This is a genomic window from Streptomyces sp. NPDC101237 (assembly GCF_044767465.1).
Taxonomy (GTDB): Bacteria; Actinomycetota; Actinomycetes; order Streptomycetales; family Streptomycetaceae; genus Streptomyces; species Streptomyces gramineus.
The window spans coordinates 139730-163697 of the sequence record NZ_JBIWNY010000005.1 but is presented as its reverse complement, the minus strand read 5'-3'; the positions used below and the strand labels follow the sequence as shown (position 1 = coordinate 163697).

The following is a 23968-nucleotide window of genomic DNA, read 5'->3' as shown; positions in this document are numbered from 1 at the left end:
CTGCTTCTCGGGCAGCGGCGGCGACGACCGTCCGCACCCCGCGGCCGCCGGTACGGTCGCTCATTCCTGACCACCTCCGGGCCCGCCGAGCGTGATCCGCGGGGTCTCCTCCGGGTTCTGGCCGGTCGCCGCGCGCGGGCGCGGCCCGGCGGCACCGCGTCCTTGAGCCCGGCGACCGCCGTCCCGCCCTCCGTGCGCAGCGTGTACCGCCAGGCCGGCAGCACCAGCGAGAGCAGCGGGGCGGCGCCCAGCGGCAGGGCGGCGCGCGGGCGGTGCGGCTCCTGGGCGAGCAGCGAGCGGTACCGCACCCGGTACGGCGGGCTCGGTGCGGGGCCCGCGAGCCTGCTGGAGTGCTCGTCGTCGTAGCGGGGCGGTGTCCTCCCGGTCCGGTGCCGGGTGCCGGTGGTGCGCCGCCGCACCGGCACGCGGAGCGGCCGTTCCGCGGGCAGGGGAACGGACCGTGACCGTCCGGCTGCCTGATGCCCGCCTCGACACCGACGCGTGACCGTCAGCCCGTCAGCCCGTCAGCCCCTCAGATCCGGCAACCGGCTATGTACCCCCAAGTGCCGTGAATCATCGGAACTTTGGGCATCCAGCGTTCTACGGTGCCGAGCGCGACCGTAAGAGCGGAAAACCGTGTTTACCGGCCAAAGGTGTTCATTATGAAATCTGTGGTGATGGAGTGGATCGACCGTGTCGGTAATTGACAAAACGGTGCACTTGCGGTCGAAGTAGCCGGGTGCGACCGGTGGGATGGATGCCAGAAGGCCCTCCGCTGTGCGGAGGGCCTTCTGGGTGTCGGTGCGCCGCCAGGGACTCGAACCCCGGACCCGCTGATTAAGAGTCAGCTGCTCTAACCAACTGAGCTAGCGGCGCCTGCTGACAGGAGAACTCTACCCGACGTGCGACGGTGCTCCCGACCGGCGGCCACCGAAGAACCCCCCGTCCGCCCCCTGCCGTACATCATTCGGACCGTCAGCATGCGCACCGGGACGACAGTTGGGAAAGTGATTAATGTGCACAGTCCCGGACATATCCACATGAAGTGTGAGGGGAATCGCATGCCGGCCCCCGTATTCGAGGAATTCGACCCCGCGAGCGACTGCGAATGCCCCGGATGCGTCCACTGGCGGCGGGTCGGCCCGTACCCGCTGCCCGGGCGCTTCGGCGGTCATCCGGCCGCCCGGGGAGTCCTGGTCGTGGCCGCCGCCGCGTCCGCCGCCCTCGCCGCGAGCGCCCCCACGGCCGCCGCCCACAGCACCCCGCCCGCCCCGCACCGCCCCGCCGCCCCCGCGGACGGCGAGCCGGACACCCCGCAGGGCGCGAAATCCCCCCTCCACGGCCCCGGCGGCAAGCCCGTCCACGGCCCCGTCACCACACCCCCCATCACCCGTACGGAGATCATCAACCGGGCCAAGACCTGGGTCACCGCCAAGGTGCCCTACAGCATGTCTGCCTACTGGACGGACGGGTACCGGCAGGACTGCTCCGGCTACGTCTCGATGGCCTGGGGGCTGACCGGGAACGAGTGGACCGGCAGCCTCGGCCAGTTCGGCACGAAGATCACCAAGGAGGAGCTGCAGCCCGGCGACATCCTGCTCTTCCACAACCCGGACAACCCCGAGAAGGGGTCCCACGTCGTGATCTTCGGCGGCTGGACGGACTACACGCACACCGCCTACACGGCGTACGAGCAGACGCCCCCGAACGCCCGCCGCCAGTCCACGCCCTACGCCTACTGGAGCAACTCCGCCAAGTACGTCCCCTACCGCTACAAGGGCCTGGCCACGGATCCGGGCGCGTCCGGCTCCCAGGCCGGCAAGACGGCGGTGCCCTATCCGGGCGCGGCCTACTTCGGTCCCGGCGCCGACAACAAGTACGTCACCCTGCTCGGCCGGCTGCTGATCACCCGTGGCGCCGGCGCCCACTACGGCAAGGGCCCAGGACCGGTCTGGGGCACCGCGGACCAGCAGGCCACCCGGGCCTTCCAGCTCGCCCAGGGCTGGACCGGCTCGGCCGCCGACGGCCTGCCCGGCCCGCGCACCTGGGAACTCCTCGCCACCGGCCGGGGCCGGAACATCAAGCCGGCCACCACCCCCACGCCCGCCCCCGCCTCGCACGGGGTCCCGGGTTATCCCGGCAAGAACTACTTCCGGCCCGGTGCCGACAACGACTTCGTCACCCGGCTCGGCAGGCAGCTGGTCAAGAAGGGCTTCGGCCGCTTCTACACCGACGGCCCGGGATCCGCCTGGGGCGAGGCGGACCGCAGGGCCGTCGAGGCGTTCCAGCGCACCCAGGGCTGGCGCGGCGGCGCGGCCGACGGCTACCCGGGGCCGGAGACCTGGCGCCGCCTGTTCCTGTAACGACCCGACCGATCACGTGACGCATCTGGCGCGGAGGCTGGAGGCAGGCATGAGCACGACGACCGCACACACCCCTGAATCGGACGATCCCCTGGACAGCGGGCCGCCCGCCCGGCCCGCCCCACGGCTGATCCAGAACGAGGCCACCACCGAGATCCCGGTCCACCTGCTGTTCCGTGACGACCCCGACCCGGTGTCGGTCCCGCTGCGGCCCGCCGTGGTCGGCCGTCGGCAGGGCACCGGCGAACAGCCCCGGCTGCGGCGACCGGCCCCGGCCAAACCGCGGCCGGTCGCCGCCGTCGACCCCGAACTGGTCGAGCGCCCCGCCCGGGTGCTGCCCGGCGCGGCCGGGGTCGCCGCCGGGCTGGCCGGGACGGTCGGCGGGCTCGCCACGTCCTGGTGGGCCGGAGTGCTGCCGCCGCTCGCGGTGCACGCACTGCGCCTTCCGGCGTACGCGGGCGCGGGACTGGGTCCCGCGCAGTGGGCCGCGTACGCCGGAGCCGGCGCGCTCGGCCTGTTCGGCTTCGCCGGGCTCGCCCGCGGGGCGACCGGGCGGGCCTGGGTGCTCGGCCTGTTCGGCCGCTACCGGGGCACGGTGCGGCGCACCGGCCTGCTCTGGGTCAACCCGCTGCTGCTGCGCCGCCGGGTCGACGTCCGGCTGCGGCACTGGCGCAGTGAGGAGATGCCGGCGGCGGACGGCAGCGGGGTCGCGCTGCGGGTCGTCGTCCTGGTGGTGTGGCGGGTGCGGGACACCGCGCGGGCGGTGCTCGGTCTCGACGACCACGAGACCTACCTGCGGGAGTGCGTGGAGGCGGCGCTGGCCCGGGTGCCGGTGGAGGTGCCGGGCCGGACCCGGGGCTCGGTGGAGATGGCCACCGACGCGCTGACCCGCCTGGTCACCCGGGACGCGGCCGGGATCGGCCTGGAGGTGTTCTCCGTGCAGCCGGTGCGGATGGAGTACGCGCCGGAGGTCGCCGCGGCCATGCACCGGCGCCGGATCGCCGCGCTCGACGCCCAGCAGCGGTCCGGGATGCTCGCCTCCGTCGTGGACTCGGTGGAGGACACGGTGACCCGGCTGACCATGCGCGGCCTGGTCGAACTCGACGACTACGAGCGCAAGGTGCTGGTGCGGGACCTCACCGTGGCGTTCTGCTCGGGGCGCTCGGACTCCGCGCCCTGACGGACAGGGCGCTGTCTTTGATATGGACACGGTCAACAGAGGGCAATAATCTGTGACTTGGTCTAGACCTGCACGGCTCACAGAACCTCCCCCACGTTCTCCAGGAGCGGCAGCATGCGTAAACGGACCAAGATCTCGGCCGTCGTGCTCGGTGTGGCGACGGCCGGAGCCTTCGCGCTCTCCACCGGCGGTGCCAGCGGGCACGGCTACACCGACCTCCCCATCAGCAGGCAGAAGCTCTGCGCCAACGGCACCGTGGCCGACTGCGGCGACATCCAGTGGGAGCCGCAGAGCGTCGAGGGCCCGAAGGGCTTCCCGGCCTCCGGACCCGCCGACGGCCAGCTCTGCAACGGCGGGGTGAGCCGGTTCGCCCAGCTCAGCTCGCCGACCAAGCCGGGCGGCGGCGCGTGGCCGACGACCAAGGTGACGGGCGGCCAGTCGTACACGTTCCGCTGGCAGTTCACGGCCATGCACGCGACGACCGACTTCAAGTACTACGTCACCAAGGCGGGCTGGAACCAGAACCACGCCCTCGCCCGTTCGGACCTCAACACCACCCCGTTCCTCACCGTCCCCTACAACGGCCAGCGCCCGCCGGCCACCCTCAGCCACAGCGGCACCCTGCCGTCGGGGCTGAGCGGTCACCACGTGATCCTGGCGGTCTGGACGATCGCCGACACGGGCAACGCGTTCTACGCCTGCTCCGACGTCACGTTCTGACCGGCGTCGTTCGACGACTCGGTAACATCCGGCTGATCTGAGCTTCGCTTGAGGCCCTGCAGCAGGTCACGAGGGTACGTTCCCGCCACGCCGGTCGTTCGGACCGGTGTTCGCAACCGGGGGGCTGCCATGGACCTGCTGCAAGCGTTCTTCTACATCATTCCCGGCATCTTCGTCGTCCTCGGAGTTCTCGGGTTGGTCAAGACCCTGAGGCGATCGCGGCAGATCAGCCGGACATGGCGCTACGGCCGTACGGCCGAGGCGCGCTGTCTGCGGATCTACGCGACGACCAGTGGCGGCGGGGAGACTCCCGTGAGCACCACGCGCCACCACGTGCTCGAATTCACCACGGCCGAGGGGCGGGTGGTCCGCATCGACGAGACCGGCGGGCTGCGGACCGTCGTCGAGGGCGACTTCGTGACGGTGCACTACCTGCCGGAGGCGCCGGAGAGGGCCACGGCGCAGCCGCCCGCGCGGGGGAAACTGGCCTTGGGGACCGGGTGCTCGGTGGTGTTCTTCGCGGTGTTCATCGGGTTCGCGGTGGCCTTCATGGTCGGGGTGCACTGGGGCTTCTCGGAGTTGGGGACGGGGACGGGGACGGACGACTGGCCGTGCGCGTCGTACCAGACCGCGGGCTGTTGAACTGACGGAGCATCAGTTACGCTGCCGCCTCATGGCCTTCGAAGGGCGCACGATCGCCGAGGCGGTGGCCGCCCGGTGGGGTGACCACCGGCCCGGTCTGTGGTTCGAGGAGCAGGTGCTGACGCACCACGAGGTGGCCGCGGGCGCCGCCGCCCGCGCCGCCCTGCTGCGGGACCTGCTGCCCGCCGGTGCCGTGCCGCACGTCGGCGTACTGCTCGACAACACACCGGAGTTCCCGCTCTGGCTGTCGGCCGCGGCGCTCGCCCGGGCGGCCGTCGCCGGGATCAACCCGACCCGGCGCGGGGCCGAACTCGCGCGGGACATCCGGCACACCGAGTGCCCGGTGCTCGTCACCGAGCGGGCCCACCTCCCGCTGCTCGACGGCCTGGACCTGCCCGGCGTGCGCCTCCTGGTCACCGACGACCCGGCGTACGGCACGCTGCTCGCGCCCCACCTGGGCGCCATCCCGGACGCCTCGCGAGCCGCGCCCGGCGACCGGATCCTGCTCTGCTTCACCTCCGGGTCCACCGGCGCCCCCAAGGCCGCCCTCTGCTCCCAGGGCAGGCTCGCGGGGGCCGGCCGGTCGCTGGCCGGACAGTTCGGCGTCGGGCCCGACGACGTGCACTACGTCTGCATGCCGATGTTCCACGGCAACGCCGTGATCGCCGACTGGGCGCCCGCCCTGACGGCGGGTGCCGGCGTGGCGTTGCGGCGGCGGTTCTCCGCGTCGGGATTCCTGGCCGACGTACGGCGCTACCGGGCGACCTACTTCACCTACGTCGGCCGTGCGGTGCAGTACGTCCTCGCCACCGAGCGGCGCGCCGACGACCGGGACAATCCGCTGCGGCTCGGCTTCGGCACGGAGGCCGGCGCGGTGGACGCGGCCGCCTTCGAGGAACGGTTCGGGGTCCGGCTGGTGGAGGGGTACGGGTCCTCGGAGGGCGGGGCCGCGGTCCAGTGGTCGCCGGGCACGCCCCGCGGGGCGGTGGGGCGCGCGGCACCCGGTCTGGCCGTGCTCGACCGGGAGACGGGCCGGGAGTGTCCGGCCGCGGCCTTCGACTCCGGAGGGCGGCTGCTCAACGGGGAGCTGGCGATAGGAGAGCTGGTGAACCGGGCGCCGAACCCGTTCGAGGGGTACTGGCGCAACCCGGAGGCGGAGGCCGAGCGGCGCCGGGACGGGTGGTACTGGACCGGCGACCTCTTCTACCGGGACGCCGACGGCTACCTCTACTTCGCGGGGCGCACCGACGACCGGATCCGGGTCGACGGGGAGAACCTGGCCGCCGCGATGATCGAGAACATCGTGGCGCGGTACGAGGGCGCGGACGCCGTCGCCGTGTACGGGGTGCCGGACCCGGTGACCGGCGACCAGGTGATGGCGACCCTCGCCGGACGGTTCGAGCCGCTGGACTTCGCCGAGTTCCTGCTGGCCCAGCCCGACCTGGGCACGAAGATGGCGCCCCGGTTCGTGCGGGTGGTCGAGCGGATGCCGGTGACGGCGACCAACAAGATCCAGCGGGCCGCGCTGCGGCGGGAAGGGGTGCGGTGCGCCGACCCCGTGTGGTGGCGGCCGCCGGGTGAGCCGACCTACCGCAGACTGACCGCCGAGGATGCCGAAGGGCCCCTCGTCTCGACGAGGGGCCCTTCGGAACAGTGCGCCGCCAGGGACTCGAACCCCGGACCCGCTGATTAAGAGTCAGCTGCTCTAACCAACTGAGCTAGCGGCGCATGACTCTCGCCGAACCGTTCGATCTGTGTCTCGCGGCCGGCGACGAAGAAAATACTACCTGGTCCGCGGGGGTGCTCCTGACCAGCCCCGACCAGCCCCGGCCGGCCTCGGATGGCCGGGGACAGCAGCACCGGGGTCTTTCACGACGGTTCGTGGTGCCACGCTTACAGCACCGCGCCGAGGAACTCCCGGGTCCGCTCCTGCTCCGGGTCGCTGAAGATCCGCTCCGGCGGGCCCGCCTCGATGATCCGGCCCGCGTCGAACATCAGGACCTGGTCGGAGATGTCCCGGGCGAAGTTCATCTCGTGGGTCACGCAGAGCATGGTGATGTCCGTGGTGCGGGCGATGTCCCTGAGCAGGTCCAGGACGCCCGCTACCAGCTCGGGGTCGAGCGCGGAGGTCACCTCGTCCAGGAGCAGCACCTTCGGCCGCATGGCCAGGGCGCGGGCGATCGCCACCCGCTGCTGCTGGCCGCCGGAGAGCCGGGTCGGCCGCTCGTCGGCCTTGTCGGCGAGGCCCACCAGGTCCAGCAGCTCCCGGGCCCGTGCCTCCGCCTCCTCCTTCGGCAGGCCGAGCACGGTCACCGGGGCCTCGGTGAGGTTGCGCAGCACGCTCATGTTCGGGAACAGGTTGAACTGCTGGAAGACCATCCCGATCTGCTTGCGGACCTCCCGCAGCTCCTTCTCCGACGCCGGGAAGAGCCGCTGCCCGTCGACGGTGATGGTGCCCGAGTCCGGCTTGGTCAGGGTCATCAGCAGTCGGAGGATGGTGGTCTTGCCGGAGCCGGAGGGCCCGATCAGGGTGACGTGCCGGCCGGCCCGCACGCCGAGGTCGAGGCCGTCGAGGACGGTGTTGTCCCCGAACCGCTTGGTGACCCCTTCGATCCGGATCAGCTCGGTGGACGTCGTGTCGGGGGTGTGCGGCTGCTTGCTGGTCTCAACGGACAAGGCGACGCTCCAGGGTGCGCAGGAGAAGGGAGGCGAGGTAGGAGATGACGATGAAGGCGACGCCGATCACCGTCACCGGCTCGGTGAACTGGAAGTGCTGCTGGGAGAAGAGCCGCGCCTGCCCGAGCATCTCCAGGACGGTGATCGACATCAGGATCGGCGTGTCCTTGAGCATCGAGATCACGTAGTTGCCGAGCGGCGGCACGACCCGGCGCAGCGCCTGCGGCAGGATCACCACCGTCCAGGTCCGGCGCGGCGACAGGTTCAGCGCCGTCGCCGCCTCCCACTGGCCGACGGGCACGGCCTCGATGCCGGCCCGGTAGACCTGCATGGTGTACGTCGAGTAGTGCAGGCCGATCGCGAGGACACCGGTGGTCAGCGCGGAGAACGTCAGGCCCCACTCGGGCAGCACGTAGAAGAGGAAGAACAGCTGCACCAGCAGCGGGGTGTTGCGGACGAACTCCGTCACCACGCCCACCGGCCAGCGCACCCACCTCGTCGGCGTGCGCATCAGCAGCGTCCACACCAGCCCCAGCGAGAACGAGATCAGCGAGCCGAGCACCAGCGCCTGCAGGGTGACCAGCAGGCCGTCCCAGAAGTGCGGCATGAACTCGCTGACGGCACTCCAGTCCCACGTCACGCGACACCACCGACCCCGGTCGTCTGTGCGCGCTTCTCCTCGCGCGCGCTGCGTTCACTGCCCGGGTCCTTGCCGATCCCGGCCTTCAGGCGCTTTTCCAGGCCCCGCATCAGCCGGGTGATGACGAACGCGATCACGAAGTAGATCAGCAGCAGATACGTGTAGATGTGCGCGCTCTCCTGCAGCGCGAGGCGCACCAGGTTCCCGCTGAACGCCAGGTCGCCCATGCCGGTGATCGACACCAGCGCGGTCCCCTTGAGGAGTTCGACCAGCAGGTTGCACAAGGACGGGATCATCTCCGGTACCGCCTGCGGCAGCAGGATCAGCCGCAGCCGCTGCCAGGGCGTGAAGTTGAGCGCGATCCCGCCCTCCTGCTGCGCCGGGTCGACCGCGTTCAGCGCGCCGCGCACGATCTCCGAGCCGTAGGCGCCGTAGGTCAGTCCGAGCGCGAGGGTGCCGGCCCACAGCGGGACCAGCTGCCAGCCGAAGGCCACCGGCAGCACGAAGAACACCCAGAAGATCATCACGAGTGCCGAGGTGCCGCGGAACACCTCGGTGTAGAAGCCGGCGAGGAACCGCACGATCCAGAGACGGCTGGTCCGTGCCACGCCCACCACGAAGGCCACGGCCGTCATCAGCAGCCCGCTGAGCACCAGGAGCTGGACGGTGGTCCAGACACCCTTGAGGACGAGGTCCCAGAGTCCCGAGGTCATCCGTTCTTCCCTCCCCCGCACAGCCGCGTGGCCGTCAGGTCGGTCATCTCGGCCTCGGTGAAGCCGAACGGCCTGAGGATCCGCAGGAGTTCGCCGCTCTTCTTGAGCTTGCGCAGCTCCCCGTTGAAGGCGTCCCGCAGCCTGGTCTCGGCCGACCGGAACGCGAAGGCGCCGCCGTCGACATGGGGCTTGCCGTCGACCAGCGGCGCGAAGGCCTCGGTGGCCTCGGCCTTGGCGGACTTCTTGACCACCTCGCGGGTGGTGAGCGCGGTCCCGGCGAAGACGTCCACGCGCCCGGCCTCCACCGCGTTCAGCCCGGCGACCTGGTCCGGCACGATCAGGATGTCGCTCTCCTTGTATCCGGCCTCGACCGCGTACTGGATCTCCGCGTAACCGGTCCCGGTGGCGAACTTCGCCTTCTTCGCGACGACGTCCCTGTAGTCGTGCAGTCCCTTGGGGTTGCCCTTGCGCACGATGAACGAGTCGAGCATCTGGTAGTCGGGATCGGCGAAGATCACCTGCGCGCAGCGCTCGGGGTTGACGTACATCCCGGCCGCCACCACGTCGAACTGCTGCGAGTTCAGGCCCGGTATCAGCGAGCCGAACTCGGTCGGCACCGGCTGCACCCGGTCGACCCCGAGCCGCTTGAAGATCGCCTTCGCCAGCTCCGGCGCCTCGCCGGTGAGTTCGCCGTTCCTGTCGATGAATCCGAAGGGGATCTCACCGGCTATGCCGAGCCGTACGACACCCTGGGCGCGCAGCCGTTCCAGCAGGTCACCGCCGCCGGACCCGGTCGCGGTGGCCACCCGGGCGCAGCCGGCGGCGGCGAGTGCGCCGAGGGCGGCCGCACCCGCGAGCACGGCCCGCCTGGTCTGACTGAATTCATGCCCAGATGTGTCGGTATCGTTCGTAGGTGGTGGAGCCATGGCGGCGCAGCTACCCGAGGCCATTCGAGTTATGCCTCATGGGCCGCATGGCCGATCGATTCATCGAAGTCTCGCTGGTCACCCGCGGGGTCGGTGCCACGGCCCGGCTGCTGGACGACCGGGCCCCGGTGACCTGTGCCGCCGTCTGGGACGCTCTGCCGGTGGCGGGCGGCCACCAGCTCCAGTCCCACCGGCAGCCCGTCCCCGTCCACGCCCACCGGGACGGTCGCGGCCGGCTGCTGGGTCAGGTTGAAGAGCCGGATCGCTGAAGTCCGGGTCGGTCTCCTCGACGTACGCGCCCAGCCCGGCCGGCCCCGCCACCGCCCGCCGCTCCGACTCCGCCGCCCGCGCCAGCGCCTCCTCCTCGGTGAGCCGGACGACGGCGTTGGCCTCCGGCTGGATCCTCGCCGCCCGGTCCAGGGCCCTCCGCGCGGCCTCCTGCGGGCCGAACTCGCCGCTGCGGTACCCGTCGAGGAGTTGCCGGGCGGTGAGATCGGTGAGCTGGATGAGGGGCACCCTCCCGAGGGTCAGTGGCCGGGCACGTAACCGCGCTTCTTGTCGACCACGTTCACCAGAGACCTGCCCGCCGCCCACCGCTCGTACAACTCCACGAACTGAACTCCCAGTTCGTCCCGCCAGCCGACCGTGTCCCCGCTCATGTGCGGCGAGACCAGGAGATTGGGCACCCGCCACAGCGGGCTGTCGGCGGGCAGCGGCTCGGTGGCGAAGACGTCCAGGGCCGCGGCGGCGATCCAGCGCCGGGCCAGCGCCGTCACGAGCGCGTCCTCGTCGACCAGTTGGCCCCGGCCGACGTTGATGAAGGAGGCGGAGGGCTGCATCACCCCGAAGCGGTGCGCGTCGAACATGCGATACGTCTGCTCGGTCAGCGGCGCGGCGGCGATCACCCAGTCCGCGCGGGACATCAGCCGGTCCAGGTCGCCGGGGCCGTGGATGCCGGTGCGCGGGACGCGGCCCACCAGCGCGGTGGTGACACCGAGCGCCTTGAGGGTGCGGACGACGGCCCGGCCGATCGGTCCCGAGCCCACCACGCACGCACGCGTGCCCGCCACCCGGCGCGCCTCGCGGTGCCGCCAGGTCCGCTCCCGCTGGTGGCCGAGGGTTCCCGGCAGGTCCTTGGCGAGCGCGAGGACCAGCGCGGCCACGTACTCGGCGACGGGCTGGTCGAAGATCCCGCGCGCGTTGGTCACCACCGTGTCGGACGCGGCGAGTTCGGGACACATCAGGTGGTCGACGCCCGCGCTCGCGGTGTGCACCCAGCGCGGCCGCGGCCCCTCGCCCGGCCAGGCCCGGCGGACGGCGTGCGAGGTGAAGTCCCAGACGAGCAGGGCGTCGGCCGCGGGCAGCCGGGCCGCCAGGCCCGCCGCGTCCGTGTGCACGATCCGGGCGCGGCCGGTGAGCCGGCCGAGCCGCGGGGGCGGGTCGGCGTCGAGGACCAGCACGGTGGGGACGGTCGGCGTCATTCGGGGCGGTCTCCCGGCGTCCGGCAGCGTCTTACATGGGCGGATCGAGCGTCTGAGATGTGCGGATTGACCACGCTCGCACCCGAACCTACCGTCGTCAACACGGGCGTGACCATCGACCGTTGCCCCTCGACTTCCAGTGCGGCCGGTGACTTCCCATGGACGTCTCCTTTCTGGGCGGGCCCCGCTCGGCGAGGCGGTGCACGCGCTGACCGCCGTGGCGCCCGAGGTGGTCGCCTACGCCTGCCCCTCCGGCAGCTTCGTCGGCGGGATCGCCGGGGAGCGCACGATGCGCGAGGCGATGACCCGGTCCGGCGCCGTCCCCGCGCTCACCACCTCCGGCGCGCTGCCGGACGCGCTGACCGAGCTGGGCGTACGGCGGCTCGCGCTGGTCACGCCGTACACGGCGTCGGTGACGCGGGTCCTGGAGGAGTACGTCGCCGAGGCGGGCGTCCAGGTCGCCGGCCGCGCGTTCATGGGGCTGACCGGCACATCTGGCAGGTGCCGTACCGGGACGTGGTCGCCATGGCCCGGCGGGCGGTACGCCCCGGAGCCGCCGACGCCCTGTTCATCTCCTGCACCAACCCGCCCACCTACGACGTCATCCCCCAGCTGGAGGCCGAGCTGCGGCTGCCCGTCCTGTCGGCCAACCAGGTCACGATGTGGGCGGCGCTGCGCAGGCTGGGTACCCGAGCCGTTGGGCCCTGTCAGACGCTGATCCGTCATCCGCACGGATCCGCGCCCCGGGAGTGGCCCGTACTGCCGGAAGAACAGCGGGAAGGGTGGACATGACAGCGCTCGGAATCCTCTATCCGGGACACTCCGCGGAGGACGACTACCCGCGCATGGAGCAGCTCCTCGGCAGCGACATCCGGCTGGACGTCGTCCACACCGACATCGGCGAGGACGCGCACCGGGAGGACGCGCTGCGGGAGATGGGCTCGGCGCAGCGGCTGGCGGCCGGGGTGGACGAACTGCGGCTCACGGGGGCCGACGCGGTGCTGTGGGCGTGCACCAGCGGCAGCTTCGTGTACGGATGGGAGGGCGCCCACCAGCAGATCCGCGACCTCGCCCGGGCGGCCGGGCTGCCGGCGTCGGCCACGTCCTTCGCGTTCGTGCACGCGGCACGGGAGCTCGGGGTGCGCCGGGTGGCGGTCGGCGCCACCTACCCGGACGACGTGGCCCGGCTCTTCGCGGACTTCCTGCGGGCCGGCGGCCTGGAGGTCACCGGAGTCCACTCGTCGGGGATCGTCACCGCCGCGGAGGTGGGGACGTGGGGCGAGGAGGACGTGCTCGCACTGGCCCGGGCCGCGGACGACTCCGGCGCCGAGGCCGTCCTCCTCCCGGACACCGCCCTGCACACGGCGGCCCACCTGCCGCTCCTGGAGAAGACGCTGTCCAAGCCGGTGCTCACGGCGAACCAGGTGACCGTCTGGGAGGGCCTGCGACTGGCCGACCGCCGGGTGAACGAACCGGCGCTCGGCGCCCTCTTCACTCGCCAGCCGATCGTCCAGGCCTGACCGTCCCGCGGGGGTGCGCCCGGTTCCGTCCGCGGGACCGGGAACAACCGGAGCCGTCCTCCTGTTAGAGACCTGATGTACAGCTCACGGTCGTAACAGGAGGCTCTCACCGTGTCGGCAGACGAGATCCGGGGCACCACGCACGGGACGGCCCCCGTCCCCCTCTCCGTACTGGACCTGGTGACCGTCGGCACCGGCAGTACCGCCACCGACGCGCTGCGCACCGGCGTCCGTCTCGCGCGGCTCGCCGAGGCCCGCGGCTTCCAGCGGTACTGGGTCGCCGAGCACCACTCCATGCCGGGGGTGGCCTCCTCCTCGCCCGCCGTGATCCTCGCCCACCTGGCCGCGCACACCGAACGCATCCGGCTGGGCTCGGGCGGCGTCATGCTGCCCAACCACGCGCCGCTCGTCATCGCCGAGCAGTTCGGCACGCTGGAGGCGCTGGCCCCGGGCCGCGTCGACCTCGGCCTCGGCCGGGCCCCGGGCACGGACGGCGCCACCGCGGCCGCCCTGCGCCGCACACCCACCCTCAACGAGGGCGCCGACGACTTCCCGCAGCAGCTCGCCGAGCTCACCCGCTTCCTCGACGACGACTTCCCGGACGGCCACCCCTACCGCCGGATCCACGCCATCCCCGGCCCCGTGCAGAGCACGAGCCCCGGCGGTGTGCAGTCCCCGCACCGGCCGGTCGTGTGGCTGCTCGGCTCCTCCGGCTTCAGCGCCCGCCTCGCCGGCATGCTCGGACTGCCGTTCGCCTTCGCGCACCACTTCTCCGCGCAGAACACCATCCCGGCCCTTGACCTGTACCGGGAGTCCTTCCGGGCGTCCGCCGTCCTCGACGAGCCCTACGCCCTGATCGGCGTCTCCGCGCTCGCCGTGGACGAGGAGCGTGAGGCCCGGCGCCAGGTACGGGCCGGCGCGGTGAACATGCTGCGGCTGCGCACCGGACGGCCCGGTCTGTTCCCGGACCCGGACGACGTCGAGAACCACCCGTTCTCCCCGATGGAGGAGGAGTTCGTGCAGTCCTGGACCGCCAACATCGTGCACGGCACCGCCGACGAGGTGCGCGCGGGTCTCGACGACCTGCACAAGCGCACCGGCGCCGACGAGCTGATGCTCACCACCCACGCCCACCGCGGCGAGCTGCGGCTGCGCTCCTACGAACTGATCGCCGACGCCTACGGTTTGCCGGCCGGGGTCTCCGCATAGGTCCGGCCGTCCAGCAGTTCGGAGATGCGGTCCGGTGCCACCGGCCGGGAGTACAGCCACCCCTGGCCGGTGTCGCAGCCGATGTGCCGCAGCCGTGAGGCCTGGGCCGAGGTCTCGACGCACTCGGCGGTGACGGTGAGGCCGAGCCGGTGGGCCAGCTGGATCATCGCCTCCACCACGACCTCGTCGGCGGGGTTCGGACGGTCGCCCGGGTCGTCGTACTGGAAGCCGCGCACGAAGGAGCCGTCCAGCTTGAGGACCGACACCGGGAGCCGGCTGAGGTAGGCGAGGTTGGAGTAGCCGGTGCCGAAGTCGTCGATGGCGATGCGGACGCCCATGTCGCTGAGGGCCTGGAGCGCCTGCAACGGCCGGCCGGCCGAGCCCATCACCGCCGACTCCGTCAGCTCCAGCTGGAGCAGGTGCGGCGCGAGGCCGGTCTCGGCGAGGGTCTCCGCCACGTCCGCGACCAGGTCGGAGTCCCAGACCTGGCGCACGGCCACGTTGACGCTCACGAAGATCGGCGGTTCGCCGGGGTGGTCCAGCTGCCAGCGGCGGGCCTGGCGGCAGGCGGTGGTCAGCGCCCAGCGGCCGAGCGGGACGATCGAGCCGTCCTCCTCCGCCAGTCCGATGAACCGATTCGGCGTCAGCGTGCCGAACTGCGGATGGTTCCACCGGACCAGCGCCTCGACCCCGCTCAGCCGCCCGTCCTCCATGCCCACCAGCGGCTGGTACTCGAGCACGAACTCGCCGCGCTCGATCGCCGGGCGCAGGGTGGAGGAGAGCGCCTGCCGGGTGACCAGATGGGCGTTGCGCTCCGGGTCGAACAGGGTCCAGCGGGACTTTCCGTCGGCCTTCGCCCAGTAGAGCGTCGTGTCGGCGGCCTGCATCAGGCCGGTGGCCGTCGTGCCGGCCGCGTGGCGCTCCACGACCCCGATCGAGGCCGACAGGGAGAGCCGCTGGCCGGCCAGGTCGAACGGCGCCTGCAGGGCCGCCAGCGCCGACTCGGCCAGATCGGCCAGCTGCTCGGTGCCCGTCGAGTCCTCGACCAGCAGGGCGAACTCGTCGCCGCCCAGCCGGGCCACCAGCGGCACCCCGGTCCGCGCGAAGCCCGCGTCGTCGGCGATCCGGGTCAGCCGTTCGGCGACGGCGGCCAGCAGCCGGTCGCCCACCCGGTGGCCGAGGGTGTCGTTGACCGCCTTGAAGCCGTCAAGGTCCAGATAGCACAGGCCGATTCGGCCGGTACCGCTCTGTTCGTAGGCCTCCGTCTCCAGTGCGGCCGAGAGCCGTTCGAAGAAGAGCGTCCGGTTGGGCAGCCGGGTCACCGGGTCGTGCATCTGCAAGTGCCTGAGCCGGGCCTGGAGTTCACGGCGGGCACTGATGTCGGAGACCGACAGCAGCACGCCCGGGGTGTCCTTCGCCAGCGGGGAGACGGTGACCTGGACCCAGAGCGAGTGTCCGTCGGGGTGCTTGAGGCGGCGGGCGCAGCGCAGCCTGGCCTGGCGGCCGCGCAGGACCTCGCGGTACGCGTGCCAGATGCGGGCGTCGGAGGCCAGGTCCAGGAGATCGGCGGCGATCCGCCCGGTCAGACCGGCCGGGTCGGCGCCGATCAGCGAGCCGAACGCCGCGTTGGCGGTGCCGACCAGGCCGTCACGGCCGACGACGGCCATGGGCAGCGCGGCGGACGTGAAGACGAGCTCGTACGTCTTCGGATCCGGCGTCCCGTCGGTCGGCGCTGGCGTCGTGGTGATCTCTGTCGTCTCGTCTGTCTTCGGGTCGGTCGTCTCGTCGTACGACTTCCGACAGATGTTGTCACTGTCTGTGACGGCGGACCGGTCGAGGTCTGCCGCGGGCGTCGGCCCTTCGGACGTTCCGCTCACCGCTCGCTCCCGCAGTGCACTCGATCTCTGTCCGTGCAGGAAAGTGTGCCGATCATAGAGGCTGGCCCGAGGGCCTTCCAGCCACAGTCCAGTGTCCACGATGAAGCACCGGTTCTGACAGATCGTTTCTGCCCGCACCTGGACGGGTTCTTGAGACGTTTGGTCACTTGTGACGTTCCGTGAGTTCCCCGGGGTGTCGGCCGTTCGGGTTCCTCACCCTTCTGGGGCAGATAAACAGGTCGTAAGATGACAAATGCACACAGGCTGGGTGGCGGTGTCCCGCGAACCGCCCCGGAGGTCCTTCCGTGCCGCGTCTCCTGCTGCGCAGCACCGCCGCCGTGTTCACCACGATGTCGGCGCTCGTCGCAACGACCATCCTGACCGGACCGTCGGCCGCCGAGCCGTTCTCCACGGCTCCCTGCGCCCTGCACCGGACCGACGCCCATCACTCCGAGGGCGTCGACACCTGGAACGCGTCCTACACCCGCCCCACCCGGCCGCTCTCCGCCGTGATGGTCTTCCTCTCCTTCCCCGACGGCGTCCCGCGCACCACCCCCGCCGAGCTGGCGGCCGACCACTTCCCGGCGACCAGCCGCTACTTCGAGCAGGCCTCGTACGGGAAGTTCACCATCCGGCCGCACCCGCTGACGCACTGGCTGCGGATGCCCCGGCCCTCGGTCGCCTACGGCATGAAGCGCGACTGGAGCCTCCTGCTGCGGGCCGCCTACCTGCGGGACGCGTTCGCCGCGGCCGATCCCGAGGTGGACTTCTCGCGCTACGACGTCGTGTACTTCGTCGCGGACCCGGACGCGCCGGGCGTCGACTCCGACGCCACGAAGGTCGTCAACATGGACACCCCGGTGCACGTCGACGGCACGGACGTGCGCCGGGTCGTCACCGTCTTCGAGAAGCATCCGCCGGACCGGCTGGTTCTCGCCCATGAGACCGGGCACGTCTTCGACCTCCCGGACCTCTACCACCGCCCGGTGGACGGCAAGGGCGACTGGGACACCTATGTGGGTGACTGGGATCTGATGGGCAGCCAGTTCGGGCTGTCCCCGGACCTCTTCGCCTGGCACAAGTGGAAGCTCGGCTGGCTGGACCCGCGCCAGGTGGTGTGCGTACGGGGGACCGGCGCGAGCCGGCTGACCCTGGAGCCGCTGTCCGCGGGGCCGGGTGCGGCGGAGCGGGGCGCGGCGGGCGCGCCGGCCTTCGGACTCGGCGGCGGCACCAAGCTGGCGGTGGTGCGCACGGGACCCGACACCGTGCTGGCCTTCGAGGCGCGGGGCACGTCCGGCAACGACAGCGCGGGCTGCCGGGAGGGCGTCCTCGTCTACCGGGTCCGCGACGAGACGGCCTCCGGTGGCGGCCCGATCGAGGTGATCGACGCCCATCCGCGCACCGAGGCCTGCTGGGAGAACTCCGTCTACCCGCCGCTCGCCGACGCGCCGGTCTCCCTCGGCGAGAGCTTCACCGTCCCCGGGGACGGCGTGAAGGTCGAGGTGGAGGGGCGTACGGCGTCCGGCGCGTGGAACGTGAAGATCACGCCGGGCGAGCCGGGCTGAACCACGGGCGCCACGAACGCGAGAGGCGCACGCGCGAGAGGCCAAGCTCGCAGGAGCTTGGCCTCTCGTCTTCTTCGCGTGCGCCGCCAGGGACTCGAACCCCGGACCCGCTGATTAAGAGTCAGCTGCTCTAACCAACTGAGCTAGCGGCGCCTGCTGACGTCGTAGACCTTAGCATCCTGATCGGGGGGAGGAAAAATCGATATCCGTACGGCCGAGCGGGCCGCCCGTACCGCGGCCCAGAGCAGGATCTCCGGCCCGGGAAGCCACGGGTGCCGGGTGTCCGGGGCGACCAGCCAGCGCGTGTCGGCCGGAGCCGGGGCCGCGCCGCCGCGCAGGGCCGGCACGGTCACCGCGTCGCCGGTGCCGTGACACAGCAGCGGCGGTACGGCCTGGCCGCGGCCGCCCCACTCCTCCCAGCCCAGCAGCGACGGCAGCCGGGCGGCGGTGCCGGGCGCGGCGAACAGGAGCATCCGGCCCCGGCGCACCGCGACCGGCCCGGAGCCCGGCCCCTCGTCCCACAGCCGGTCCAGCATGCGGCGGCCGAACACCGCCGGGGTGTTCACCACGTCGAACACCGCGCCGCAGGGCAGCACGACCGGAGCGTCCGGCCGCTCCTCCCAGAGGGCGAGCGTGCTCCGCGGATACGTTCCTGCCGAGGCGAGCCAGGCGGCTCCGTCGGAGGTGACCCCGGCGGCGTCGGAGCGGTCGCCGGGGGCCTGCGGGGGCGTCTCGTACGGTGTGCGGCTCATGAGGCATTGATACCGACCGTGAGGTGCCGCTCGCGGTGAGTTGTGGAAAACCGGGACGCGTGGCGGGGGAGGGGGTATCTTGCCCGCCTGGCACCCGTCTGGCATATGCCGAGGGCCGCTAGACGGGCTCCGCCGGCTCGGCGTCCTCGCTGCCCTTCAGCAGGTCCCGGCCGAACTCGACCATCTTCTTCGCGTAATCCTCGGTCCACTCGGCCCGTGCGGCGATGTCGGCGGCGGTCAGCCGGTCGAAGCGGCGCGGGTCGGCGAGCTGCGCGGCGGCCATGGCCTGGAACTCCACCGCCCGGTCGGTGGCTCCCCGGAACGCGTGGGTCAGCTCGGTCGCACGCGCCAGCAGCGCCCCGGGGTCGTCGATCGACTCCAGGCCGAAGAAGTGCTCCGGGTCGGCGACCGCCGCCACCGGCTCGAAGAGCAGGTGCGCGGGGCGTAGCCGCGGTTCGTTCCGACGCGGCGTGGGCTCCGCCATGTCTGGTCCTCCTCGTACGGTTCGGTGCCTGCGGCTCGATGGCCACCGTCCATTCTCTCGCGCCCGCGCAAGCCCACCCCGAGGCCGCCGTCTCACTCTCCGCTCACCACCCCGGGACCCCCGGGGTTCAGGGGCGCCAGGTGATCCGGTGTTCGGCGAGGTGGGCCAGGACGGCGTGGTTGGCCTCCCAGCCGTCCGGGCTGTGTTCTTCGGCCGCCTGCGGCGGCGTGCCGGACTCCGTCCGGCGGGTGGGGGTCGGTGCCCCCGGGGTTCAGGGGCGCCAGGTGATCCGGTGTTCGGCGAGGTGGGCCAGGACCGCGTGGTTGGCCTCCCAGCCGTCCGGGAACTTCACCAGCGTTCCCAGCTGGACGGGTTCGGTCGAGGGGTAGGCGTCCAGGAGGTCGGTCACGCCGGCGCGGCAGACCACAATGCAGGCGTGCCGGTGCCGGGAGGCCAGGACGCACAGGCGGCCGGTCTCCAGGTGGAAGGCGGTGGCGTCGGGGCGGCCGGACAGCGGGTGCAGGACGACCGTCACGTCGTACTCGCGGCCCTGGAGACGATTCGCGGTGTCCACGGTGACGTCCCGCACGCCCAGCTCGGCGAGGGCCGCGCGGACCGCCGACGCCTGGTCCCGGTGGGCCGTGCCGACCGCGATCCGCTCGGCGGTGAGCGGGGACGGGTCGGGCGAGCGCTCGGACAGCGCCGCTCCGCCCCGGTCCAGGAGCCGTCGTACCACCGCGGCCACCGCCCGGACCGCCTCCGGATCGGTGCGCGGGGTGTGCCGGGCGGGCAGCTCCAGCAGGCCCCAGCCGGACTCCGCCGCCTCGTCGATCACCCGGTCGGGTCCCGAGCCGTCGCCGGGCACGGCGAAGGACAGCCGCCGGTCGCCGTGGCCGGTCCCGCTGCGGAACGGGGTGTACGGGTAGAACGCGCCGGAGACCAGCGGCGCCGCGGACGCGGGGAGCCGCCAGGAGACGGGGAGGCGGTGCTGCGGAAGGTCCGGGTTGTGGGCGAGGAGGGTGGAGACCGCCGACGCCGAGGGGTCGTACGACAGGCCCGCCCACTGCTCGCTGCCCACCGTCGAGAACGGGTCCAGCTGGCCGGGGTCGCCCACGAACAGCGCCCGCTCGAACAGCCCGGCCACGGCCAGCAGCGAGTCCGAACGCATCTGGTACGCCTCGTCGACGATCGCGTGCCGCCACGGCTCGTCCACGGTGACGTGCGCCCACTTCGCCGCGGTGGACAGCACCACCGGCGCCTCCCGCAGGTCGGCCGCCTTCGCCGACTTGCGGACGTTCGGCAGGTCGTCCAGCGCCTTGTCGTAGGGGTCGGCGTCGCTGCTGTGCAGCCGGCCCACGGGCAGTTCCGGGTTCTTCTCGGCCAGCCGCAGGACCAGGTCGTCGACCTGTGCGTTGGTCTGCGCGACCACCATCAGCGGGCGGCCCGCCGCGGCCAGCTCCAGGGCGGCCCGGACCACCAGCGTGGACTTGCCCGCACCGGGCGGGGAGTCCACCACCACACCACGGTCGGTGCCGTGCAGGGTGTCGTGGAGGATCGCGTCGGTGGCGCGGCCGGCGGCGGCACCCGGGTCGAAGCCGACGTCGACGGTCACAGCACGTCCTCCTCGGTCACCGTGTCGGCCGACTCGGCCGCGGCCTCGCCGGGCGGGCCGCCGTGGGTCCACGGGGTCGCCTCCGGATCGGGCAGCCTGGCCCCGCCGCGCTGCTCGTGTTCGAACAGGGTCCAGACGAGCCGGTCGCCCTTCTCCGGCACCGACCCCTCCTCCGGCTCCCTGCCCCGGCCCATCCTGTCCAGGACCCGGAGCACCAGGACCCCCTCCGCCTCGTACCCGGCGAACTCCATGGACTGCGGCTTGCCGCCCAGCGAGCGGTACGCCTTGGCGCGCTCGCCGAGATGCGGCCGGTCCTCCGTGCGCACGGTCACCAGCGGGCGCGGGCTGGGCCGCTTGCCCTCGCTGTACGCCATGACCACGTCGAGGACCTCACCCGCGAACGCCTCCCCGGCCAGCCGCCGGCCCGCCATCACCAGCGGGTCGTCCAGCGCCTCCTGGGCGTCCAGGCGGGCCTGCTCGCGCTCGCGGGCGGCCAGCTTGTTGGCGGCGGTGACCGCGTCGTCGCGCCGGGGCTGCGGCGGCTCGCCGGCCAGCACCCGGTCCCGGTGGCCGGTGAACGACCAGCGGTCGCGGGTCCACCGCTCCTCGACCCGGGCGCCCTCCGGCAGCCCGCGCAGCAGGTCCAGGCCCTGCCAGACCGCGTCCCAGGTGGGCCGGGTCCGGCTCGCGACCAGGTCGCGGATCTCCCGCTCGGCGGCGGTGAGGACCGCCAGCCGCGCGTCGGCCTGCAGTCCGTCCTCGGCGCCCGCCAGGGCGGTACGCGCCCGGTCGTACCGCTCGAAGGCGGGCGCCAGCAGCTTGTTGTCGAACGCCGGGTCGGTGGCCGGCCCGGCCGGCGGGCACAGCAGCTGCCCGTCGCCGTCGCGCGCGAGTTCGGCCACCCGCGCGGCCGCCGCGCCGGTGCTCCCCTCGGGAGGCGCGATCCAGGCGAGCAGCGCGCCCAGGTGCTGGTCCTCGACGCCTGACTGACCGGTCGCCCAGTGCCGGGCGAGCAGGTCCGTCGCGGCCAGGAGCAGCGAAGAGCCGGGGACGCGGGCCCGCTCGCCGAAGTGGGTCAGCCAGCGGCCGAGCAGCGGCACCCGCGGAGGGGCCGGGTAGGGCGTCTCCGGGTCCTGCTCCGCGGTACGACGGAAACGCATCGACCGTCCGAGCAACCGTACGTAGTCGATGCCCGCGCGGCCCGGGACGATCAACTGCGGTGCGTCCGCGCACAGTTCCACCTCGACCTTGACCCGCTTGCCGGTCTCGGGGTCGGTCTCGGTGCGCTCGGCCGCCTCGACCGAGGCGGCGTAGGACTCCAGGTACGGCAGGACGACGTCGGCGAGCTCGGCGAGGAACGCGAACCGCAGGTCACGGTCGCGCGGCTGCGGTACGACCAGCAGCCGCGGCGCGTCCCGGTCGGTGCCGACCAGGGCGCCGAGCGGCGCTCCCGCCTCACCCGAGGTGGTGAGCGGCACGAAGACGAGCGGGTGCGCGGACAGGTGCCGGTGGCGGACGGTCGCGGCGGGCCGTGCGGTGCCCGTGCTCACGGCTTCCAGCCGGGCGAGGGTGGTGATCAGGGACACACGGCCCCCTGGACGGCCAGCGCCTCGGCGCGCAGGGCCGCCGCCCGGCGCAGGGCCGCCACCGCCGGGTCGTCCGGGTCGCCGCTGTCGCCGCGCGCCGCGGACAGGACGTCGGCGACGGTGGCCAGCCCGCCCAGCTCCGCCCGGACCGCGCGCCCGAGCGTGGTGACCTCGTCGGCCGCGCGGGAGCGCTGCCGGCAGTGGAAGGCCAGTTCGCAGGCGGACAGACACTCGGGCGCGTAGGCCGCCGGGACCGCGTCGACGGCCTCGGCCAGCTGCTCGGCGGGCAGGCCCGGCGCGAAGCAGGTGCCCTCCGGGAGGGTGTCCGCGATGTCCTCGATGCGGGTGAGCCGGGCCAGCTGGCGGGCGGTGACCGCGCGCTGCTTGCGCACGTCGACGGCGGCCGCGGTGGGCAGGTTGGAGAAGTCCTTGGGACAGACCAGCAGCACGTCGTGGCGCACGCGCGGCGCGGGGTCGAGCCGGGCCGCGACCTCTTCGAGGGCCAGCACGTACACCGCGGCCTGCCGGGCGGCCGCCCCGACCTTGGCCGGGTCCGCCGAACCGTCCAGCATCGGGAAGGACTTGATCTCGACGACCGTCCAGCTGCCGTCGGGGTGCACGACCACCGCGTCCGGCTCCAGGAACGCGGGGGAGCCGGCCACCCGGAGCGCGAGCATCGGATGGTCGAGGAGGACCCAGCCGCCCGCCTCGCCGGCCTCGCGCAGCGCCAGCGCCGTACGGGCGGTGCGGCCCTCGGGGCCGGTCGCGGACAGGTCGGGCACGGCGGCCCCGTCGGACGGCTCGGCGCCCGGGTCGAGGTGCCGGCGCACCAGCCGCAGCAACTCCGCCCCGCCGTCCGCCTTCACGCGTGCCTCGAAGGCGTTGCCGCGGGTCAGCGCGAACTGGGACTGGCCGAAGGCCGACGGTGAGCCGAGCGCGCTCGCCAGCGCGGTCTTGTCCACCCCGGCGCCGTCCAGGATCGCCCGCCGTCTGCAGCCCGGGTTCGCGGCGAGCGCCGCGAGGGCGCGCGCGTCCAGGGCCTTGGCGGGGACGTCGGGGCCGCGCAGCTCAGCGAGCCGGTGCCGGAGCGCCGTCCCCCGCGTCGGTGGGGGAGACGTCGGGTTCGGCTCCGGAGGCGAGCCGGGGCTCGCGCTGCGATGGGATTCGCTCACCCGCCGAAGTCTGGCATCCGTCACTGACAATCGGGGAAACCGTGCCGCCCGAGCGGGCCGCGACCAGTGAGGTGCCGCGGGTCATCCGGATCCGGACGGCGTTCGCGGCCCGCATCACGTACGGCGCGAGCAGGTAGCCGACGCCCATCACGAACACGCCCGCCACCGCGTCCAGGAAGTAGTGGTTGGCGGTGCCCATGACCACGAGCGCGGTCAGCAGCGGGTAGGCGACGCCGAGGACCTTGGTCAGCCGGTTGCCGCCGTGCCGCCACAGCATGACCCCGCACCACAGCGCCCAACCGCAGTGCAGGCTCGGCATCGCCGCGTACTGGTTCGTCATGCCGCCGAGACCGCGCGGGGCGCTGGCGTCGCCGCCCCACCAGCCGTACGAGCTGTACTGCGCCATCGTGTCGACGAAGCCGTACTTCGCCTCCAGGAGCCGGGGCGGGCAGGTGGGCAGCAGGGTGAAGCCGATCAGGCCGATGAAGGTGGACGTCATCAGCCAGGTGCGGGCCCGCCGGTAGAACTCGGCACGCCTTCTGAACAGGAAGACCAGGATCACCGGGGTGACCACGTAGTGCAGTGAGGCGTACCAGAAGTCGGCGGGTATCCCGAGCCAGGGCTCACGGGTGAACAGCCGGTTGAGCGGGTGCTCGGCGTTGAGACGCAGGGCCTTCTCGATGCGCAGCAGGGCCAGGCCGTGGTCGACGGCGGTCGAGGTGTCGCCGCGCGCGAGCAGCCGGCCGGCCGTGTAGCAGCCGTACACCAGGAGTATCAGCGGCAGCTCGGTCCACCAGCGCAGCCGGGTCGGCGCCACCACCTCGGTGCCCGGTTTCTCGGTCTGCGGCAT

At 72.7% G+C, this 23968-nt stretch carries 20 protein-coding genes, 3 tRNA genes and 3 pseudogenes; 11 read left to right on the top strand and 15 right to left on the bottom strand.

The window, feature by feature from the left end; genetic code table 11:
- Positions 1 to 162: 162 nt before the first annotated feature.
- On the top strand, positions 163 to 366 hold the full coding sequence (locus ACIRQ9_RS10150) for a hypothetical protein (protein WP_404169394.1): 204 nt from the start codon (positions 163 to 165) through the stop codon (positions 364 to 366).
- A gap of 436 nt (positions 367 to 802) precedes the next feature.
- Here ACIRQ9_RS10150 and ACIRQ9_RS10145 read toward each other — a convergent pair.
- A tRNA-Lys gene (locus ACIRQ9_RS10145) sits at positions 803 to 876 on the bottom strand.
- A gap of 185 nt (positions 877 to 1061) precedes the next feature.
- Between ACIRQ9_RS10145 and ACIRQ9_RS10140 the strand changes: the two genes are divergently transcribed.
- The 5 genes and pseudogenes from ACIRQ9_RS10140 to ACIRQ9_RS10120 all read left to right on the top strand — a co-directional run bounded on the left by ACIRQ9_RS10140 (position 1062) and on the right by ACIRQ9_RS10120 (position 6594).
- A complete protein-coding gene (locus ACIRQ9_RS10140; protein WP_404169391.1) occupies positions 1062 to 2363 on the top strand; it encodes a peptidoglycan-binding protein in 1302 nt (433 codons plus the stop codon).
- A gap of 49 nt (positions 2364 to 2412) precedes the next feature.
- Complete coding sequence (locus ACIRQ9_RS10135; protein ID WP_404169388.1) at positions 2413 to 3543, top strand: SPFH domain-containing protein; 1131 nt, start codon at positions 2413 to 2415, stop codon at positions 3541 to 3543.
- A gap of 114 nt (positions 3544 to 3657) precedes the next feature.
- The gene (locus ACIRQ9_RS10130; protein ID WP_404169385.1) at positions 3658 to 4263 is read left to right on the top strand and encodes a lytic polysaccharide monooxygenase; all 606 of its coding nucleotides are present in this window, start codon (positions 3658 to 3660) and stop codon (positions 4261 to 4263) included.
- Positions 4264 to 4392: 129 nt separating this feature from the next.
- The gene (locus ACIRQ9_RS10125) at positions 4393 to 4905 is read left to right on the top strand and encodes a DUF3592 domain-containing protein (protein WP_404169382.1); all 513 of its coding nucleotides are present in this window, start codon (positions 4393 to 4395) and stop codon (positions 4903 to 4905) included.
- 31 nt (positions 4906 to 4936) lie between these two features.
- Positions 4937 to 6594: pseudogene (locus ACIRQ9_RS10120) on the top strand (AMP-binding protein).
- Here ACIRQ9_RS10120 and ACIRQ9_RS10115 read toward each other — a convergent pair.
- The 5 genes from ACIRQ9_RS10115 to ehuB form a co-directional block, all read right to left on the bottom strand.
- A tRNA-Lys gene (locus ACIRQ9_RS10115) sits at positions 6560 to 6633 on the bottom strand. The pseudogene ACIRQ9_RS10120 and the gene ACIRQ9_RS10115 sit on opposite strands and share 35 nt — an antisense overlap.
- A gap of 165 nt (positions 6634 to 6798) precedes the next feature.
- Entirely contained in the window at positions 6799 to 7581 is a 783-nt protein-coding gene (gene ehuA, locus ACIRQ9_RS10110; RefSeq protein WP_404169379.1) for an ectoine/hydroxyectoine ABC transporter ATP-binding protein EhuA, read from the bottom strand.
- Positions 7571 to 8221 carry an ectoine/hydroxyectoine ABC transporter permease subunit EhuD gene (gene ehuD, locus ACIRQ9_RS10105; RefSeq protein WP_404169376.1) on the bottom strand — a complete coding sequence of 217 codons (651 nt, stop codon included), beginning with the start codon at positions 8219 to 8221 and terminating at the stop codon, positions 7571 to 7573. The genes ehuA and ehuD overlap by 11 nt, the downstream gene beginning before the upstream one ends.
- Positions 8218 to 8934, bottom strand: a complete 717-nt coding sequence (gene ehuC / locus ACIRQ9_RS10100) for an ectoine/hydroxyectoine ABC transporter permease subunit EhuC (RefSeq protein WP_404169373.1) — start codon at positions 8932 to 8934, stop codon at positions 8218 to 8220. Before ehuC ends, ehuD begins: the two co-directional genes overlap by 4 nt.
- Complete coding sequence (ehuB, locus tag ACIRQ9_RS10095) at positions 8931 to 9860, bottom strand: ectoine/hydroxyectoine ABC transporter substrate-binding protein EhuB (protein WP_404169370.1); 930 nt, start codon at positions 9858 to 9860, stop codon at positions 8931 to 8933. The genes ehuC and ehuB overlap by 4 nt, the downstream gene beginning before the upstream one ends.
- Before the next feature lie 47 nt (positions 9861 to 9907).
- Here ehuB and ACIRQ9_RS10090 point away from each other — a divergent pair.
- Positions 9908 to 10030 (top strand): annotated as a pseudogene (locus ACIRQ9_RS10090) (DUF3830 family protein); the annotation flags it as partial.
- Between the two features lie 357 nt (positions 10031 to 10387).
- On the opposite strand, the gene ACIRQ9_RS10085 reads toward ACIRQ9_RS10090, so the two are convergent.
- Positions 10388 to 11341 (bottom strand): D-2-hydroxyacid dehydrogenase, encoded by a 954-nt coding sequence (locus ACIRQ9_RS10085; RefSeq protein ID WP_404169367.1) that lies wholly within the window; start codon positions 11339 to 11341, stop codon positions 10388 to 10390.
- A 118-nt stretch (positions 11342 to 11459) separates the two neighbouring features.
- On the opposite strand from ACIRQ9_RS10085, the pseudogene ACIRQ9_RS10080 reads away from it, so the two are divergent.
- From ACIRQ9_RS10080 to ACIRQ9_RS10070, 3 genes and pseudogenes are all read left to right on the top strand, one after another.
- Positions 11460 to 12133 (top strand): annotated as a pseudogene (locus tag ACIRQ9_RS10080) (decarboxylase); the annotation flags it as partial.
- Positions 12130 to 12861, top strand: a complete 732-nt coding sequence (locus ACIRQ9_RS10075; RefSeq protein WP_404169364.1) for an aspartate/glutamate racemase family protein — start codon at positions 12130 to 12132, stop codon at positions 12859 to 12861. The pseudogene ACIRQ9_RS10080 and the gene ACIRQ9_RS10075, both read left to right, overlap by 4 nt.
- A gap of 111 nt (positions 12862 to 12972) precedes the next feature.
- A complete protein-coding gene (locus ACIRQ9_RS10070; protein WP_404169361.1) occupies positions 12973 to 14070 on the top strand; it encodes an LLM class flavin-dependent oxidoreductase in 1098 nt (365 codons plus the stop codon).
- Here the strand turns inward: ACIRQ9_RS10070 and ACIRQ9_RS10065 are convergent.
- On the bottom strand, positions 14040 to 15947 hold the full coding sequence (locus ACIRQ9_RS10065; protein WP_404169358.1) for a putative bifunctional diguanylate cyclase/phosphodiesterase: 1908 nt from the start codon (positions 15945 to 15947) through the stop codon (positions 14040 to 14042). The two genes, ACIRQ9_RS10070 and ACIRQ9_RS10065, sit on opposite strands and share 31 nt — an antisense overlap.
- A 350-nt stretch (positions 15948 to 16297) precedes the next feature.
- Between ACIRQ9_RS10065 and ACIRQ9_RS10060 the strand changes: the two genes are divergently transcribed.
- Positions 16298 to 17512, top strand: a complete 1215-nt coding sequence (locus ACIRQ9_RS10060; RefSeq protein WP_404169887.1) for a M6 family metalloprotease domain-containing protein — start codon at positions 16298 to 16300, stop codon at positions 17510 to 17512.
- Positions 17513 to 17591: 79 nt separating this feature from the next.
- Here ACIRQ9_RS10060 and ACIRQ9_RS10055 read toward each other — a convergent pair.
- The 7 genes from ACIRQ9_RS10055 to ACIRQ9_RS10025 form a co-directional block, all read right to left on the bottom strand.
- A tRNA-Lys gene (locus ACIRQ9_RS10055) sits at positions 17592 to 17665 on the bottom strand.
- Complete coding sequence (locus ACIRQ9_RS10050; RefSeq protein WP_404169355.1) at positions 17656 to 18264, bottom strand: bifunctional DNA primase/polymerase; 609 nt, start codon at positions 18262 to 18264, stop codon at positions 17656 to 17658. The genes ACIRQ9_RS10055 and ACIRQ9_RS10050 overlap by 10 nt, the downstream gene beginning before the upstream one ends.
- Before the next feature lie 118 nt (positions 18265 to 18382).
- The gene (locus tag ACIRQ9_RS10045) at positions 18383 to 18748 is read right to left on the bottom strand and encodes a hypothetical protein (RefSeq protein WP_404169352.1); all 366 of its coding nucleotides are present in this window, start codon (positions 18746 to 18748) and stop codon (positions 18383 to 18385) included.
- 271 nt (positions 18749 to 19019) lie between these two features.
- Positions 19020 to 20360 (bottom strand): AAA domain-containing protein, encoded by a 1341-nt coding sequence (locus ACIRQ9_RS10040; RefSeq protein WP_404169349.1) that lies wholly within the window; start codon positions 20358 to 20360, stop codon positions 19020 to 19022.
- On the bottom strand, positions 20357 to 21946 hold the full coding sequence (locus tag ACIRQ9_RS10035; RefSeq protein ID WP_404169346.1) for a hypothetical protein: 1590 nt from the start codon (positions 21944 to 21946) through the stop codon (positions 20357 to 20359). The genes ACIRQ9_RS10040 and ACIRQ9_RS10035 overlap by 4 nt, the downstream gene beginning before the upstream one ends.
- Complete coding sequence (locus tag ACIRQ9_RS10030) at positions 21937 to 23118, bottom strand: hypothetical protein (protein WP_404169343.1); 1182 nt, start codon at positions 23116 to 23118, stop codon at positions 21937 to 21939. The genes ACIRQ9_RS10035 and ACIRQ9_RS10030 overlap by 10 nt, the downstream gene beginning before the upstream one ends.
- Positions 23015 to 23968, bottom strand: coding sequence for a phosphatase PAP2 family protein (locus ACIRQ9_RS10025; RefSeq protein WP_404169340.1), 954 nt, complete (start codon positions 23966 to 23968; stop codon positions 23015 to 23017). The genes ACIRQ9_RS10030 and ACIRQ9_RS10025 overlap by 104 nt, the downstream gene beginning before the upstream one ends.

What these genes read in the sequence shown, in the direction of transcription:
- ACIRQ9_RS10140 (WP_404169391.1), top strand. Translation starts at nt 1,062, where the DNA reads ATGCCGGCCCCCGTATTCGAGGAATTCGACCCCGCGAGCGACTGCGAA.
- ACIRQ9_RS10135 (WP_404169388.1), top strand. Translation starts at nt 2,413, where the DNA reads ATGAGCACGACGACCGCACACACCCCTGAATCGGACGATCCCCTGGAC.
- ACIRQ9_RS10130 (WP_404169385.1), top strand. Translation starts at nt 3,658, where the DNA reads ATGCGTAAACGGACCAAGATCTCGGCCGTCGTGCTCGGTGTGGCGACG.
- ACIRQ9_RS10125 (WP_404169382.1), top strand. Translation starts at nt 4,393, where the DNA reads ATGGACCTGCTGCAAGCGTTCTTCTACATCATTCCCGGCATCTTCGTC.
- ehuC (WP_404169373.1), bottom strand. Translation starts at nt 8,934, where the DNA reads ATGACCTCGGGACTCTGGGACCTCGTCCTCAAGGGTGTCTGGACCACC.
- ehuB (WP_404169370.1), bottom strand. Translation starts at nt 9,860, where the DNA reads ATGGCTCCACCACCTACGAACGATACCGACACATCTGGGCATGAATTC.
- ACIRQ9_RS10085 (WP_404169367.1), bottom strand. Translation starts at nt 11,341, where the DNA reads ATGACGCCGACCGTCCCCACCGTGCTGGTCCTCGACGCCGACCCGCCC.
- ACIRQ9_RS10075 (WP_404169364.1), top strand. Translation starts at nt 12,130, where the DNA reads ATGACAGCGCTCGGAATCCTCTATCCGGGACACTCCGCGGAGGACGAC.
- ACIRQ9_RS10060 (WP_404169887.1), top strand. Translation starts at nt 16,298, where the DNA reads ATGTCGGCGCTCGTCGCAACGACCATCCTGACCGGACCGTCGGCCGCC.
- ACIRQ9_RS10050 (WP_404169355.1), bottom strand. Translation starts at nt 18,264, where the DNA reads ATGAGCCGCACACCGTACGAGACGCCCCCGCAGGCCCCCGGCGACCGC.
- ACIRQ9_RS10045 (WP_404169352.1), bottom strand. Translation starts at nt 18,748, where the DNA reads ATGGCGGAGCCCACGCCGCGTCGGAACGAACCGCGGCTACGCCCCGCG.
- ACIRQ9_RS10025 (WP_404169340.1), bottom strand. Translation starts at nt 23,968, where the DNA reads ATGCCGCAGACCGAGAAACCGGGCACCGAGGTGGTGGCGCCGACCCGG.